Annotated in this window: 10 protein-coding genes; 5 read left to right on the top strand and 5 right to left on the bottom strand. The window is 50.2% G+C overall.

Features of this window, described 5'->3' with window-relative positions; all coding sequences use genetic code 11:
• Positions 1 to 24: 24 nt before the first annotated feature.
• Entirely contained in the window at positions 25 to 2,619 is a 2,595-nt protein-coding gene (locus EKK48_23625; protein RTL37677.1) for a M1 family peptidase, read from the top strand.
• 212 nt (positions 2,620 to 2,831) lie between these two features.
• On the opposite strand, the gene EKK48_23620 is transcribed toward EKK48_23625, so the two are convergent.
• Together EKK48_23620 and EKK48_23615 are read right to left on the bottom strand one after the other, a co-directional pair.
• Positions 2,832 to 3,470: a hypothetical protein gene (locus EKK48_23620; protein ID RTL37676.1), complete on the bottom strand. Its 639-nt coding sequence runs from the start codon at positions 3,468 to 3,470 to the stop codon at positions 2,832 to 2,834.
• Positions 3,471 to 3,560: 90 nt separating this feature from the next.
• Positions 3,561 to 5,852 (bottom strand): TonB family protein, encoded by a 2,292-nt coding sequence (locus EKK48_23615; GenBank protein ID RTL37675.1) that lies wholly within the window; start codon positions 5,850 to 5,852, stop codon positions 3,561 to 3,563.
• Positions 5,853 to 5,967: 115 nt separating this feature from the next.
• Between EKK48_23615 and EKK48_23610 the strand changes: the two genes are divergently transcribed.
• Together EKK48_23610 and EKK48_23605 are read left to right on the top strand one after the other, a co-directional pair.
• The gene (locus tag EKK48_23610) at positions 5,968 to 6,660 is read left to right on the top strand and encodes an integrase (protein RTL37674.1); all 693 of its coding nucleotides are present in this window, start codon (positions 5,968 to 5,970) and stop codon (positions 6,658 to 6,660) included.
• 173 nt (positions 6,661 to 6,833) lie between these two features.
• Positions 6,834 to 7,028, top strand: coding sequence for a hypothetical protein (locus EKK48_23605; GenBank protein RTL37673.1), 195 nt, complete (start codon positions 6,834 to 6,836; stop codon positions 7,026 to 7,028).
• A 135-nt stretch (positions 7,029 to 7,163) separates the two neighbouring features.
• On the opposite strand, the gene EKK48_23600 is transcribed toward EKK48_23605, so the two are convergent.
• Entirely contained in the window at positions 7,164 to 8,477 is a 1,314-nt protein-coding gene (locus EKK48_23600) for a tetratricopeptide repeat protein (protein RTL37672.1), read from the bottom strand.
• A 382-nt stretch (positions 8,478 to 8,859) separates the two neighbouring features.
• Between EKK48_23600 and EKK48_23595 the strand changes: the two genes are divergently transcribed.
• A complete protein-coding gene (locus EKK48_23595; protein RTL37671.1) occupies positions 8,860 to 10,797 on the top strand; it encodes a serine/threonine protein kinase in 1,938 nt (645 codons plus the stop codon).
• Positions 10,798 to 10,862: 65 nt separating this feature from the next.
• Here EKK48_23595 and EKK48_23590 read toward each other — a convergent pair whose 3' ends face one another.
• Positions 10,863 to 11,915, bottom strand: coding sequence for a hypothetical protein (locus EKK48_23590; GenBank protein ID RTL37670.1), 1,053 nt, complete (start codon positions 11,913 to 11,915; stop codon positions 10,863 to 10,865).
• A gap of 379 nt (positions 11,916 to 12,294) precedes the next feature.
• Between EKK48_23590 and EKK48_23585 the strand changes: the two genes are divergently transcribed.
• Positions 12,295 to 14,730 (top strand): hypothetical protein, encoded by a 2,436-nt coding sequence (locus tag EKK48_23585; protein RTL37669.1) that lies wholly within the window; start codon positions 12,295 to 12,297, stop codon positions 14,728 to 14,730.
• A gap of 142 nt (positions 14,731 to 14,872) precedes the next feature.
• Here the strand turns inward: EKK48_23585 and EKK48_23580 are convergent, their stop codons facing one another.
• A complete protein-coding gene (locus EKK48_23580; GenBank protein RTL37668.1) occupies positions 14,873 to 15,157 on the bottom strand; it encodes a hypothetical protein in 285 nt (94 codons plus the stop codon).
• Positions 15,158 to 15,210 lie beyond the last annotated feature (53 nt).

The raw sequence follows: 15,210 nt of genomic DNA, 5'->3' as shown, positions 1-15,210 counted from the left end.
ACAAAGTGAGGGTCGGAAGCATTGATGTCAAAGGACACAACCGCTGTGATGGATCCGGAAACCGTTTCGTACAGGCTGCCACGTAATGTGGTTCCTGAGAAGTATGAGATTAAAATCGAGCCGGATCTGGTCAATTTCAGATTCGACGGTGAGGAATTAATCCACGTCACCATAGCTGAACCGGTGCGTGAAATCATATTGAATGCGCTTGAGCTAGAGCTTTTCGATGCTTTCGTAACTAACAATCAGCAAAAAAAGGTGGTAGCGCAAATTCGGCTGGATGCAGAGAATGAGCGCGCCATTCTAAGCTTCCCAGAGCAGCTGGAGTCGGGATCTTGGAAGCTGAGCATCAAATTCAAAGGAATTTTGAACGACAAACTGCACGGCTTTTACCGCAGTACCTATAAAGACCCTGAAGGGCAAACGAAAGTTATCGCCACAACTCAGTTCGAAGCGACCGATGCCAGGCGCGCGTTCCCTTGTTTTGACGAGCCTGACTTCAAGGCCGTCTACCGCGTCACGCTAATTGTCGATCGCCATTTGACCGCTATTTCGAACGCGAAAATCCGCGCTGAGAAGCTCTTGCCGAGTGGTAAGAAAGTAGTGCGATTCAACGACACGATGAAAATGTCGACCTATCTTGTCGCCTTTATCGTCGGTGAGTTTGAAGCGACTGAAATCGTAGATGCTGATGGAACGCCCGTCCGCATATGGACGCGTCCAGGTCAATTGCACCTGGCTAAGTTCGCTGAAGGAATTGCAGTGCATGCGCTCACCTTCTTCAATTCGTATTATGGACTCAAATATCCAGGCGACAAGCTCGAGTTGATTGCCATTCCAGATTTTGCTTTTGGTGCAATGGAAAATCTTGGCGCTGTCACTTTCAGAGACACGGCTTTGCTGGTTGACGAGAAGACGGCTTCACATGCAGAGTTGGAGCGCGTCGCCGATGTTGTCGCTCATGAAATAGCTCATATGTGGTTTGGTGATCTTGCCACGATGAGCTGGTGGAACGGCATCTGGCTGAATGAAGCATTCGCTACATTTATGGAAATGCTGGCGGTTGATTCCTGGAAGCCAAACTGGAAACGTTGGGAATCTTTCGGCGTCTCGCGCGCATCAGCCTTCGCTACAGACGGTTTGCGGGCAACTCGTACGATCGAGTTCCCAGTCAAGCGTCCGGAAGAAGCGCAAGGTATGTTCGATGTACTCACTTACGAGAAGGGTGCATCAGTGCTCCGCATGTTGGAGCAATACCTGGGTGCAGAGCCGTTCCGCAGAGGCATCAGCTTGTACTTGAGCAAGCATAAATATGCCAATACAGAAACGACCGACTTGTGGGATGCGATCGAAGAGTCAACCAAAGAGCCGGTTCGCCAGATGATGGACTCCTGGATTTATCAGGAAGGGCATCCGATGATCACCGTTGAATCAATAAACGACGGCAAGTCACTGAGTTTGACGCAGCAGCGATTTATGTATTTCGGCGAGAATGCACCAGGAAAAGACACGCTTTTCCATGTGCCCATAATGCTCAAGGCTCGAACTGCTGAAGGGCACTTCGAGAAGAAAGTGATCCTCACTGGGAAATCGACAACCGTAGACCTTCCCGCCAAATTGGAATGGGTAGTCGTAAACGACGGTGGACACGGCTTCTACAGAGTTCGTTATGGCGCTGATTTGCTCAAGACGATCATGACGAATATCAATCAGTTCGCACCGATTGAGCGCTTTAACCTGGTCAATGACAGTTGGGCTGCGGTTCTGGCGGGATTGATGCCGCTGCAGCAGTATCTCGATATGATCAGATTGTTTATCGAAGAGCGAGACAAGAATGTCTGGACGGTCATTCTAGGCTCACTTCAATATCTCGATCGTCTGACTGCCGATGGCAAGAATGCAAAAACATTCGAGCCGCTGCAGAAGCTGACACGCACTCTTTTCGACAAAGCTTACAAACGCTTTGGTTGGGAAAATAAGGCTCACGAAGACGAGCTGACGAAGCAACTGCGCGGCATGATCATCGGTGCTTTGGGCACGCTCGGCGAAGATGAGAAAGTGCAGGAGCAGGCAGGCGAGCTATTTGAGCGCTATCTGAAAGATCGCTCTTCTGTTTCGACAGATATCGCTCCCGCTCTTGTGACGATCATGGCTCACACAGGCGCTGAAGACAGATACAGCAGGTTCGTGCATGAGTTCAAGACTGCGTCGACTCCGCAAGAAGAAGACAGGTTTATGTATGCGCTTTCTGCTTTCCGTAACGAGAAGCTTCTTAAACAGACGCTTGAGAAGACCTTGAATGGCGAAGTGAGAACACAGAATGCACCATATCTGGTGCGTCAGGTGATGCTCAATCCCTTCGGTCGCAAAGTGTCGTGGGAGTTCATCAATCAGAACTATCCGAAAATTAAGGACACCTTCCCGGAAGTTTCGATTACGCGAATGTTCGAGGGCATCACAGGATTGGTGGAGAGTGACTATCTGCCCAAAGTGACGGAGTTCTTGAAGGAACATCCAGTCAAACAAGGTCAGAAAACTGTGGCGCAACATCTGGAGAAACTTCAGGTGGCGATTGCTTTCAAAGACAGAGAAAAAGCCACTCTCCAAAAACTCGACTAGAAAAACGCGGACCATGGAGCGCGCCCGTCCCGGGTGCCATGGAACGCGCCGTCTCGGGTGCCATGGAACGCGCCCGTCTCGGGTGCCATGGAACGCGCCCGTCTCGGGTGCCATGGAACGTGCCCGTCTCGGGTGCCATGGAACGCAACAAAAAACGCACCCCGGAGGGTGCGTTAAGCGCCAATAATTCACCAGCCTGGATGCTGAAGCGGCTATCGACGATGATCGCGGACAGAATAATGTCCGCCGCCATGTCCTAGCGATCTGCCTAGCACTACGCCTCCGAGCACAAGTAGTGCAGCGGTTCCAGCGTTGATTCCGTTGCGTTCGCCGTTGCCGTAGCAGTCGGGAATGTAGATCTGCTGACGCGGATAGACTTCCGGCTGGCGATAAACTGGTGGGCAATCGCCACCATTTGGATACGGGTTGCCGTAATAGGGTCCATTGTTTACGTCGGGGCGACCATAGCGTGGGTCGCAGTTGTCGTTGCGTCCCTGATTGTATCGGGGGTCATTACGATTGTCGTATCCACCCTGGTTGTAGCGATCGTATCCTCCCCGGTTATAGCGAGGATCGCAGTCATCTTGCCGTCCGTAGTTCCGGTTGAAGTCGAGATGACCGGCATAAGTTTGTGTGTGATGATACTCGTCGCGAACGAACACGTTGCCGTTTTGCACCACAATGTGGTCAGGGCTGCGGGGGTCGCGCATTTGATTTGCCATTTGAATAAGAGCTAGCGCTTCTCGGGGATTGCGGTCGAGCTCGCAACGCAATTCTCTAGCTGCGTTTCCAACCTGTCCGTAGCTGAGATCGGACGCTATACGCTCGGCTTTCTGTTCGATGTGGGACATAGGGCGGTTCCTCACGTTTATTTGCCCAATTATTGTTCGGACTCCGTGACATTCTAGTGACACCGCAGTTCGTAAATTTCCCAATTAAGCCTACTTTTCCGTACTCGCTCGATCATCATCCTGGGAGGGATTTACATGGTAGTCAAAAGTAAACTCTATCTCTGCTGGTTTGTTTTCCGTTGGCGGAATTGAAAACGGAGTCGATTGCTCGACCGCATTCACGGAAGCGTCGTCCATCAATTTGTCTCCTGAGCTTTTGGTGACATGAACATTTTTGACTTGTCCGTTCGGTAACAGAGTAAATCGAAGCACCGACCGCAGCGTTCGATCGCCGTGTGGTGGAAACCAGTTTTCTTTCAATTTAAGTTGAAAGTCTGCCATAAAGTCATTGATGTCCGTGTAGTGAATACTGGGCGAGTCGAAGGTGTGATGCAGTACCTCAACTTCGTCTTCGGCCCGTCCGTTGATTACGGGGAAGGGCGCAGATTCAGCGATTGACTTCAGTGCTGATTCGTCGGCGGCTTGGTTCCCCGAACTCCTCTCAACTCTGGTTTTCGATATGGTTCCATCTCTTCTAACCTCCATGACGACGCGAGTAGAACGAGCTATTTGGGATTGATTGATTGGCTTCCAGTGTTGCTTCAGGCGTGTCCAGACTTCACGCACATAGGCTGGATGGTTGTGGGGTTCGGGGAGCGGAATGACAGTAGGATGATGAACTGAGCTTTCATAGGTCACAAATGTACAAATTACTACTACACCCAGCGCGACTATCTGCCATTGTGCAAATAAATTGGACTTTCTCGTAAATTCATTACTTTCGCCTGAATTTGGGGTTTCTTCTTGCTTATCTAGCTGGTTCTCCGCATGCGCTTTAATACGGTCTTCGTAAATCTTGGCTTGCTTTTCGTCTCCCTTTTTGCGGAGGAAAGAGTAAATGGCGAGGAATCCAACAAGTGCGTAAGGTTCGTCTAGTTCGATTGCCTTTTCGAGATATACGATACCCTCTTCGTTTTCATCAAATACAAGCTGCACACCCAGATTGAAAAGAATGGCAGCGTTGTCTGGAAACGTCTGAATTAGTCTTCGCAGCCGCAGAATTGCCTGGTCGCGCGTAAGCAGCTCAGAGAGCAAATCAGCCAACCTGCCTGCTTCTGCAAAGTTGAGTTCGTTTCGTTCAGCTGCTTCCTGCAGCGGCGCAAATTCCGCTTTCAGCGCTTGCAGTCGTGCATGTTCGGCTTGCCAACTTTCTAATTTCTTTTCATACCATTCGTCTGAAAGCTGTTGCCTGACTGCCGAAGTTTGCTCAGCAAAAAACAACTCGGCAGGTGTCTCTTCTATATGTTTTTGACTGACGAATTGTTTAGCTATTGCGGATAAGTCGGACCAATCTTTGGATGGTTGCAGTGCTTTTAGTCGGGTTCCCAGAGATGGATGTGAGCTATCATCATCAATTCGCCAATTTCGCTCTAGTGTTGACTGGACTTCCGCTTCCTTTGGTTTTGAAGAAACCTCAGCACGCAGAATATGAAAGAAGTTAGGGAACGGCTCGGGTAATTCTTGTTGAGCAAATGTCAATCTTTCAGACATTTTGTCCTGCAGTTGTTCTAGAACTACATGAACGCGTATGAGTGCATCGCAACTGACGGCTGCACCGGCTGCGGTGGCAGCAAGTTGATCGGCTGCTAATTCGTGTTCTCTGCATAAGGCAAGAGAGTATTTTGCGAAGAGAGGATCGTACCATCTAGCGAACAATTGCAGTGGAAGCCTTCCAACCGATTCTTCAGATGCCTGTAGGACCTCAAAAAGTTGGTCCCATGATTTTTGCACCTGGTAGATCCAGCACGCGATTACACCATGTTTTTTTGAAAGATGTCCCATCTCATGAGCGAGAACAGACTTGAACTCATCCACCGTGACTGAATCTAAAATTGGTAGACCTAATCTCAGAATGTTTTTGTGAAATCCTAAAATGCCTAATTTTGGGACTTGAACTATTCCACAATTGAATTCCCCGGTGAGCTGAACTTGATGAATTTTGGGACATCCTGTTTTACTACGCAATTCTTCAATGATTTCTGACAAGCGTGGCGCAAAGGTCTGGTCTATCAATAGTCCTTCTGGCTCCGGAAATCTAACAAAAAGTGCTTTTAACATCAAACCAGCGCTTATAACCAAAAGAATGGCAAGTTTCGCGAACCAGAGATGACTGTATTTGAAAGTGAAGTACGCGATCAGCGCCGCGAGCAAAATGAGTCCAATGATTAAGAGGAAGATATAAAGATACCCAAGGAGTGCTAGCGCTAATACCCATGGCAGGCTTGTCTTGGCTTCTGAAGTTAGACGTGCGCTTGATTCTGTTGTGTCGCTTTTAGTATGCATTTAAATCTTTAATTTCAGGAAGAGACTATCTTACGACTAGTCTGCGCAAAAAATACTGGCTTCACCGTCGGAATTACGAGCTCTTTGGACTGTTACGCAAATCATCACCCCGGCCATGCGGCATACCATATCGTCGGTCCGTTGCGAGATAGCGGAGCTCCAGCTAAACTTATACAGTCACCTTTTCGGCTATCTTGCTTTGCCAAAGAGAAAACAAAAAAGCAGCAGACCACTTCCGCCGACGAAGCCACGCAATATCGAGGCGCGGGCCCGAGAGTATCTGACACCGCGCGAGATTAAGCTACTCAAGGCAGCTGCGGTCAAGGCACCTCGGAACGGATTTCGAGACTATTGGCTGGTTTCGATGATTTACGCTCACGCCCTGCGAGTCAGCGAGGCTTGCGACTTGCGCTGGGATGAAGTCGACCTCAAACGCGGAAAACTCCAGGTTCATCGCATGAAAAACGGTGATGCCTCCGTTCACTTTCTGGAGCCGGATGAGATCAAGGCGTTGAAAAAACTACGTGAGGAGCATCCTGATTCCGAATTCGTCTTCAATTCACAACGTGGTGGCAAAATTTCGTCGCGGCAGGTGCACACCATCATTGCTCGCGCCGGTGAGGAAGCTGGGCTAGAGGTCACCGTCCATCCGCATATGCTGCGGCATACGAAGGGCTTTCAACTGGCTGCAAAAGGAGCAGATACATTAGCCATTCAGGGGTACTTTGGTCATAAGGCGATTCAGCACACTGTGCGCTACACGAAGCAAGATTCGAAGCAGAGTTATAAGGGGTTCGGAAAGGATTAGCCGAGCAGTGAGTCCATCTGGACGCAGGGTCATCATCGCCGTCATCACCGCCATCCGAGTCTGCCTCTCCAGCGCTTCACGCCGTTGAGCATCTCGACTCCACTGGAGGCGCGTTTAAAAGCATCGGGAAGGGAGCAGCTATCGGTATCGGTGCTGCCCTCGCGGATGTCGGTTTGAATACGGCTCTGCAAGGTGTGTTCGGTGAGAATATAGCCGGCAAAGATCTTTTCAGACCAACAGCGGCGGAGGAGTTTGGAGTTTCTGTGATTGCCGCCGCTCCGCTCGATACCAGGCTCAAAATCGCATTAGCTGCCACATCCTGGATTGGCGGACGTGTTCTCAATTTCTATCATGGCGAGAAATCTTAGCCAGACGATCGCCTGCGCAGCCTGCCAGCGCACATTTTTTTGCTGTTTATTTTTAATAGACCGGTCTGATAATATTCGCGTGTTGGTATTTTTTCCGATATCGGAAAAAATTCAAGTTTAAGAGCCCGTTGATTCCTAAGTTCTCTGGCCGCCAGAGCCGTCTGCGCCATCATTGTGGTGGGCGCTCGCCTCAGCTCTAGCCACCTTGAGCTCCACTTGTTTCTGAGCCAGTTGTCTGGCTTTCGACCAGCTCTGGCGGATGTTTTCTACATCAGGGTGGTTGGGTCCAAGCAATTTCTCATTGATGCCGAGAACTTGCTGGTAAAGAAGTGCAGATTCAACATGCTTGCCCTGCCGTTCACACAGCATGGCAAGATTATTCGCAGCGACTGCGACATCTGCATGGTCTGGTCCCAAGACGCTCTCCCAAATTTGCAAGAGTCTTTTGCACAGCGGCTCTGCTTTGTCGTATTTGAGTTGTTTCCAGTACACTTCCGCGAGACTTTCAAGCGTCAAGCTCAAGCGCGGGTCGTCAGAGCGATAATCTTTTGCTTCATCCAGTGCAGCCAACCACAGGGCTTGCGCTAGGAAGTAGTTTTCCCGTTCACTCGCTTTAACGGCTGCGGCTTTATAATGCTCCCACTCGCTGCCAAATTTGGAGCGACTGTCACGGACCAGCGCCTCCATTGCCATGGCTTCCTCGGGACGGCTCGACTTTCTCAAAACGCGTGCGTACCATTCAGCCACATCGGCTACATACGGGTGAAATTCGCCCAACTCCTTCTGTCTGATGTTTAGCGCTCGCTTTAAGTACCCCTCCGCTTCGTCGTACCGCGCCATAAAATAGAGAAGCCTGCCCAGATTTTTCAGGTCGGTCGAGACACTTAGATGGGAGCTGCCGTCGAGAGACTCACGTATTTGAAGTGCTTCCTTCAGAAGTGGTTCCATCTTGTCTAGTTTCGACTGTTCGTTATAAAGTCCTGCCAGTTTTACTAAAGCTTCAGCCATCGCCTGGCTTGGTTTGCCACTCTTGCGTAGTTCTATAATTTCATTCGCCAGTATTTCCACAGGCGTGAGGTGTGTTTTGGACTCTGCTTGTGGTTGTCGTAGCGCCTGATCACTGGGCAAGAAGGTCGGAATGTGGTCGCTGCTTACCGTGAGTTTTTCGAGCGAGTCTCCATCTTCTTTGTTCAATCCAGCCATGGTCTGGTCTAAAACCGCCTGCACCGCTGCTGCCTTGGCTGGGTCTGGCGATTTTTCGTTCGAGTAAATATGTAGAGCACGACGGAGTAGGGGTTCTGCTCTGTCGAAGGCGCCTTGCTCCACCAATGAACTGGCTAGTTTGTGTGCCGCAGCTGCGGCTTGAACGCTTGTTGGACCATACATCGACTCCTGCATCTTGAGCATTTTTTCCAACGCCACAGTCGATGATCCGTAGCCAGTCGCCATTGACTGTCCCCCTTAAATGATTCCACTTTACCGCTATAACCTTTATAGCTCAGTTTCCTCTTCTTGCCCAGCCAGTAAAGAATGAAAGATTATCGCTCAAATGGGTGATTACTCATAACTGGGTTGACCTCGGTCTTTTGGGGCTCTTTAGTGGCTTAAAAAGATATTTTAGGCTATTACGCGGTGTCCGATTCCTTGACGAATTCGGACGCTTGTTCAATCACTTTGCCCATCCTAAAAGACTTTCTGGATTGTGATTTCGGCACGACAAAATTATGTTAGGCACCGTCGCTACCACATTAAATCGCGGCAGCGAGTGCCATTGGTTCGGAATTGGTAACACTGGAGCTGTATATGAGAGACAAGCACAGGAATCACTACCGTGTTCAACATTGAGCCCCACATCAATCTCTCACCCGTGGCGGATGACGCTATGCAGGATGACGCGACCTCTTTAGCTCCAGGCGAGGTCATTGCCGGACAGTTCGAGGTGCTGACTAAACTTGGCTCCGGTGGAATGAGCAGCGTCTATCGCTGTTTCGACATGTTTGTCGAACGTATTGTGGCGGTGAAACTTTTATTCGCAGCTCAAACAGCAAACCCCAAATCGCTCAATAGGTTTCGGCGGGAAGCTCGAGCCATCGCCAAAATGGACCATCCTAATATCGTTCGATTGCACTCCTTCAATTTTGATTTGTCGACGCCTTACATAGTGATGGAGAACGTCGACGGAATTACTCTGGCTGAGTTAATCGCTTCCAATGGACCTCTTGCCGTTGATCAGGTGTTCCGATTAGCCGAGCAGCTTTGCAGAGGTCTGCAATATGCACACGATAATGGAATTATTCATCGTGACCTGAAGCCTAGCAATATCATCATTGAGCACTTCGATTCTGCGAGTGTGCAGGCGAAGATACTTGATTTCGGTATTGCCAAAATGGTCGACGATAACACGCCTGGAGCAACAACTACCGGTGACTTGTTTGGTACACCTGCCTACATGAGCCCGGAGCAAGCACTCGGCAAAGCCGTCGACCGCCGCAGCGATCAGTATTCACTCGGTTGTGTCTTGTTCGAGTGTCTTACAGGCAATCCACCATTTGTGGGTAGTGGCCAGCTCAGTATTCTCATGCAGCATGTGCAGTCCGATGCTCCTTCTTTGGAAGAGTGCACTTTCGATGGTCGTGTTTTTTCGCCTCAAATTCAGTCCGTGCTCGATAAGATGCTCGCCAAATTTCCGGACGAGCGTTACGAGTCGATGAACGAAGTTTATGAAAATCTGGTCGCTTCCCGGTCCGAAGCCGAAAGTGTCGTCGATACTTTCAGCAATTTAGTTAGTAAAGCCGATACTGGGCTGCGGATCACTCAACCAAATCCGACTGTAGCAAATATATCGTCGACACTTCCGTTTTGGACCGGGCTGGCTGTAGGCTTCTCTGCCCTGTTCGTGTTTCTTTCGGGAGCAGCGGCGATTTGCTTCTTTGTGACTTCTCAAACCCCGCCATCTGTGGAATTGTCGCACACGAATGACGTGATGTCTGAACAACTGCTAGGCGGCATAGATGTTGCGAAAGCTTTTGGTACCAGCATTCAGCACCAGATCAGACAGGATCGACAGCGCCGAGAGCTGATTGTGCAAGATCGTTCTATCACAGATGATGACCTGGTTGCCTTGCATGGAGCAAATTCTATTGTGAATTTGAATCTCGGCGGTTGTGAAAACGTGACGGAACGAGGTTTGGCGTATGGCAGGCATCTGCCGTTAATCGGTTTGAATTTGAAAGGAACCGCGATTAAGGACACTGGCTGCTCGCGAATCGCTGAGTATTTCCCGAATTTGAGTTTTCTATGTTTGCAGGACACAGGCATTACGGATGAGGGAGTCAGGCGTCTTGCTCCACTGAAACAGCTTGAGGGGCTGGACTTAAAAATGACCGATATATCTAAGCCCTGCGGCTATCTTTCCAAATTTACGAAGTTGCGCACTCTGTTGCTCGACGGCAGTCGCGTGGACCTGAGCGAGCTAGACAATCCTGAGCTGACAAATATTAGCGCTAACGCTGCAGCAATAACCGACGAATTGATAGATGCATTGCTGCGGCATAAGAAGCTGACTCGCATCTCTCTTAATCGCAGTGCCATCAGTGATGATCAGCTGCGGCGACTGGCTGCCCTGAAGAATCTTCGAGAGATGAGCGTTCAGGATTGTTGGAATGTCACCGCATCTGGTATCAAGCGCTTCCGTCGTGCGAAACCTGGTTGCAAGTTGCTGAACATCGCCACCGAGGAAGTGGAAAAGCAGCGCTACTTTGAGCAATAGGCGCTGAATATCATGCTAGGCGGCTAAACGCCAGGCGTAACTACACGCCAAACCGGAGCTGCACGCTAAATCGGAGCTGCATGCTCAACCGGAACCGCTTCCAATATACACCAGGGCGACTTAGTCGGAATCACCCTGGTTAAACGAAAACCAGTGCGCTCCAGAAGATCTCGATATTCCTGCTCGGTGCGTTCGCGTCCGCCCGGCAAGACTAGCATTTCGACATCCAGAAACACGCTGGGGTGCGGTTGTGCAGTTTCTGGCAGTATCATCTCGACGAGCAGCAACTTACCGCCGCCCTTTCTTGCCAGACCGGCGCGACAGTTCTTGAGGATCAGGGAGGCTCTTTCATCATCCCAGTCGTGAATAATGTGTTTCATGATGTATGCGTCGGCTTGCGGCACTTCTTTGAAGAAGTCACCACCCGCGGTGCCACAGCGGCTCTCTAATCCCACATCTTTTATATGTACTGCTGCTCCGGCCGCTACATGAGGTTGGTCGAACAGCGTTCCCTTAAGCTGAGGATACTGCGTCAGGATTGCCGTTAACAGTTTGCCGTGTCCACCGGCGACATCGACAAGGTGGTTGATATTGATGAAATCATATGCCTCAAGAACAGCATGCACCCCTGCTTTTGAGAGGTCGGTCATGGCGTTGTCGAAGCGCGTCTGTTCTACAGGGTCGCCTGCCAGCAATTCAAATATATTCTTTCCTGTCGCTATTTCGGGTGCCGGGCGCCCAGTTCTTATTGTCGGGACGATGTCTGCGTAGTAGGTAAAGTGGAAGGGATCGGTTATGAACTCAACGAATCCACGTTGCGATTCGGCTCTGTCGCCGCGAAGGCTGTTGCTGGCTTCATTATTCGCGTAGGTTTTGTCGCCCGTTTGAACAAATATCTCCAGGCTGGCAAGCAGTCGCAGGAGGCGGTTTAACGCATCTGGATCGGTGCCGGTTTTTGAGGCTAATGCATCTATGGATATGCTTTCATCGCCGATTGTTTCTGCGAGATTGAGACGTATCGCGGCGCTCAGCGCCGAAGAAACGATGAAGCCATGTGCCAGTTGTGACACGCGCATAGCTGGAGTACATTCTGGAGCCGTCTGAGTTGAAGTTGGCATAAGGATACCTTTCAAGCGTGTTGTTTTGAGGTGACCGATAAGCTGCTGCTGCTGAGGTTAGTTGTCGCTTTGAGCAAGCAACAACTCATCCAACCACAGTCAGGAAAGATTTTGGAGCACAAGAAGATTACATTCCTTGCAGATTTGCTCTTGACGGCCACATTTCGGCCACATCCTTCCGCTATATATTAATCATCAGCAGATTGCAGCCGATACAAACCTTGCAAGAACGCAAGTTCTCGACAAGATTTACCAACAGTCCGAACTGCCCTTGCCCAAAGCCCGAACTGCCCCTCTATATCCCCTTAAGTCGTGTGGCACTCTGTGAGCACCGCGCGGACTTATGCCCAAAATTACTAGATTCTGGAGGACGCCAATCATGGTGGACATCAATACTACGAAGGACGCGCAAGCCACCGCTGACAAGGTGAAGGCGGCAGACCAGGGCGGCAAAGGCGCTGGAGACGCTTACAAGGCTTTGAACTCCGAAGTTCAGGATCACTATAACCAGATTGGCAAAAACGGTTATACGCAGGCTGACTTTCAGAATTACCAGAATGCCCTCGTTAAGGACCTTGTTGCTAACGGCACCTTGCCCGACCTCTCGCTGGAGTGGGCCAGTGCAAATAAAGACATTTTGCACAAACTCAGCTCCAAACAAGGTGATGGAGGCGGCAATAATCTGCCCGATAACGGTATCAGTCACGACGCAATTGGCACCACAGTCGGCTTGATGAAAGGCAACTTCGACGGCACATTGGTTCAAGCTTACGGCGCGCAGCTGGAGAATGGCGGCGATGTCGCCGGAGTGCATATCAACGGCGGCACCTTTGACGCAGCTACTGCTGCCACAGGCGGCAACCCGGGACATGACGCATATCTTGGACCGAAGAGCACGCAGGCATACTTCGATCAAGAAACTCGCGCTATTACTAATCGCGGCCTGGTCGCAAAAGATGGCGATAAAACAACCAGCAAAATTAGCCAGTTGTTCGACGGAGACACGCCTCTTATCCAACAACTAGACACTGCCAAAGACGGCGGCAAAGCAGACGGAAAGGTTTCGCAAGATGACCTGGATGCCTGGCTGAATTCGCACGATAAGAACGATAAGAATTACCAGGTGGTGCGCGATATTCGTGACGGTAAGTATGACGGGCAGCTCAAGAAGAGCGACGGCAACGACAAAATCAGCGACGGATTCAGCGTCGGTGAGTTGTCGGCCGACTTCGGAATTCCTGACCTGGAAGGAAATATCAAAGACGGCAAATCCTCATATGCGGATCTGGCCAAAGCCTATCGCGAAGCTCGCGACGGCGATCCCGTTCCTGCACCAACCGTGGTCAAAGGTGCTGATGGCAAGCCTCTAAGTGTCAGCTACGATAACGGACGCGTCGATCAGTTCGAATACGACGCCAATGGAAATATCAATCGCATCACCGAAACACCTCCTGGCGGTGGCGATCCTGTTGTCTACAAAGCCAACGACAAAGGTGTTTGGGGAGCGGTCAAGGCTGACGGCACCATTGATGACAGCACAGGCAACAGAAATCCGGTCGTTACCAGTGATGGACGTTATGCGTTCCAAAACAAGGATGGAAAATGGGTCGAGGCAGATGATCACGGCAATTTCGTTCCGCCAAGCGCCGATTTTACTTACCAGCAAGGATTCCCTAAATTAGACAAAGAAGGAAATCCAATTCCCGGCCAGGTTCAGACCAGTGAAATCACCGTCAATAGCGACAGTCAGGTGACGCAGATTAAAGCGCCAGACGGCTCTGTTTCTAAATTCACCTATGATGCGAACGACGCCAGCAAGTTGACAGGTCTGACCGCCGTCGACGAGAAGGGTAATCCTATGGCTTTCGCTAAGGATGGCTCCGGTAAATGGGTGACAGTTGGTGCGGATGGTAAGCCCACAACGACTGCCGCACCGTTCAGCGACGCTTCTATCGATTCCTCCGGCAACGTTACGCTGACTATGCCCGACGGATCGAAGGTCGTTTCCACTCCAGACAATGTTAATCACAAAGATACCGCTGATGGTCCTGTAGTCGGTGCAGATTCGTCCGCTTCTGCTACCAGCTCCAGCGATGGAAGTAACTCCACTGACGGAAACAATCAGCCTGCTGATGTGAAATTGCCTTTCGAAACCAAGACCGACGATCAAGGTAACACTACATTCAACCTGGAAGGCGGCGACGGTAAGTGGTTGTGGAACTATGCCGATCAAATCGCTAAGGCGAGCGGTAAAGATACCCAGCAAGTGTTGGACGAGATCGTAAAAGCCAATCAGGGCAAGAATGGTCTTGCTGCTGACGCCACTGGTGACAATGTCGGCAACTATCAACCCGGCGATTACATAATTCCAAAGGACTTGTTGACCACAACTGATGCGTCGACGGCTGCGGCTACTTCGACCGATGCTTCGACTTCCTCGACCAGTGCTTCAACGGATAGTTCGCAGACCTCCTCAACTGATGCCAAAGCACAGCCTAACCCTGCAGCCGGAGACAATCTCGCCTCGAACGTAGAAGTTAAGGACGGTTATGTAGCCAGCGTCAAATATGCTAATGATTCCAGCTTGAGCTTCACCTACGACGAGCAGCACAATCTTACGTCGATTCAGTTGTCTGGAATTCAGGACGGTGGTCAGACATATTCGATGAAGGACGGTGCATGGGTCGCAGCAGACGGCTCGCCGGCACCATTCAATAATCCAGTTGTTCAACCAGATGGTTCGTTCAGTTATACAGATGCTTCCGGACAGGAAATGTCGATACCGCCTGACTCTCAAGCGGGGACCAAAAAGTAGCAGGATGAGACAGGCGGCGTGATTTTGATTTGATTTGGCAGGCAATCAAACCGACTTGAATTCGCGTCGCTATTCTCTTCTTTCTTGATTCGAAAAAAGTTTACGCTGAGGAATGAATGCGTCTGAGCATTGAACGAAAAGTTCAATCCAGGCGCATCCACTCCATTTTCCGGTTTCTGAACCAGTGGTCCGAAAGAACGTTTGAGCAAACGACATAATCTTGGAAGCGCATCATGGTACTGCCTTCTGAGTAACTTACATAGATAAGTTCACCCTTTTCATTTGCTACTACTCTGGAGCCATCCGGCAAGGTTGTTTGCCCACCAGGAGCCGGAATGTGTTTGTGAATCGGCGTTCTGGTCAACAGCGCAAATGAATTGATGGCAGAACTAGAAGTGCCAACATCGAAATTCTCATGTGCACACATCGGCACCGACCTCGGCCTGGGAACACATTCATATTCGAGTAAGGCAAATAATT

This window comes from Candidatus Melainabacteria bacterium (assembly GCA_003963305.1).
In the GTDB taxonomy this organism is placed as follows: Bacteria; Cyanobacteriota; Vampirovibrionia; order Obscuribacterales; family Obscuribacteraceae; genus PALSA-1081.
This window is presented reverse-complemented; position numbering and strand designations above follow the sequence as displayed.

Excerpts from the sequence above, each read along its gene's own strand:
- EKK48_23625 (RTL37677.1), top strand. The coding sequence starts at position 25 with ATGTCAAAGGACACAACCGCTGTGATGGATCCGGAAACCGTTTCGTAC.
- EKK48_23620 (RTL37676.1), bottom strand. The coding sequence starts at position 3,470 with ATGTCCCACATCGAACAGAAAGCCGAGCGTATAGCGTCCGATCTCAGC.
- EKK48_23615 (RTL37675.1), bottom strand. The coding sequence starts at position 5,852 with ATGCATACTAAAAGCGACACAACAGAATCAAGCGCACGTCTAACTTCA.
- EKK48_23610 (RTL37674.1), top strand. The coding sequence starts at position 5,968 with ATGCGGCATACCATATCGTCGGTCCGTTGCGAGATAGCGGAGCTCCAG.
- EKK48_23600 (RTL37672.1), bottom strand. The coding sequence starts at position 8,477 with ATGGCGACTGGCTACGGATCATCGACTGTGGCGTTGGAAAAAATGCTC.
- EKK48_23590 (RTL37670.1), bottom strand. The coding sequence starts at position 11,915 with ATGCCAACTTCAACTCAGACGGCTCCAGAATGTACTCCAGCTATGCGC.
- EKK48_23585 (RTL37669.1), top strand. The coding sequence starts at position 12,295 with ATGGTGGACATCAATACTACGAAGGACGCGCAAGCCACCGCTGACAAG.
- EKK48_23580 (RTL37668.1), bottom strand. The coding sequence starts at position 15,157 with ATGTGTGCACATGAGAATTTCGATGTTGGCACTTCTAGTTCTGCCATC.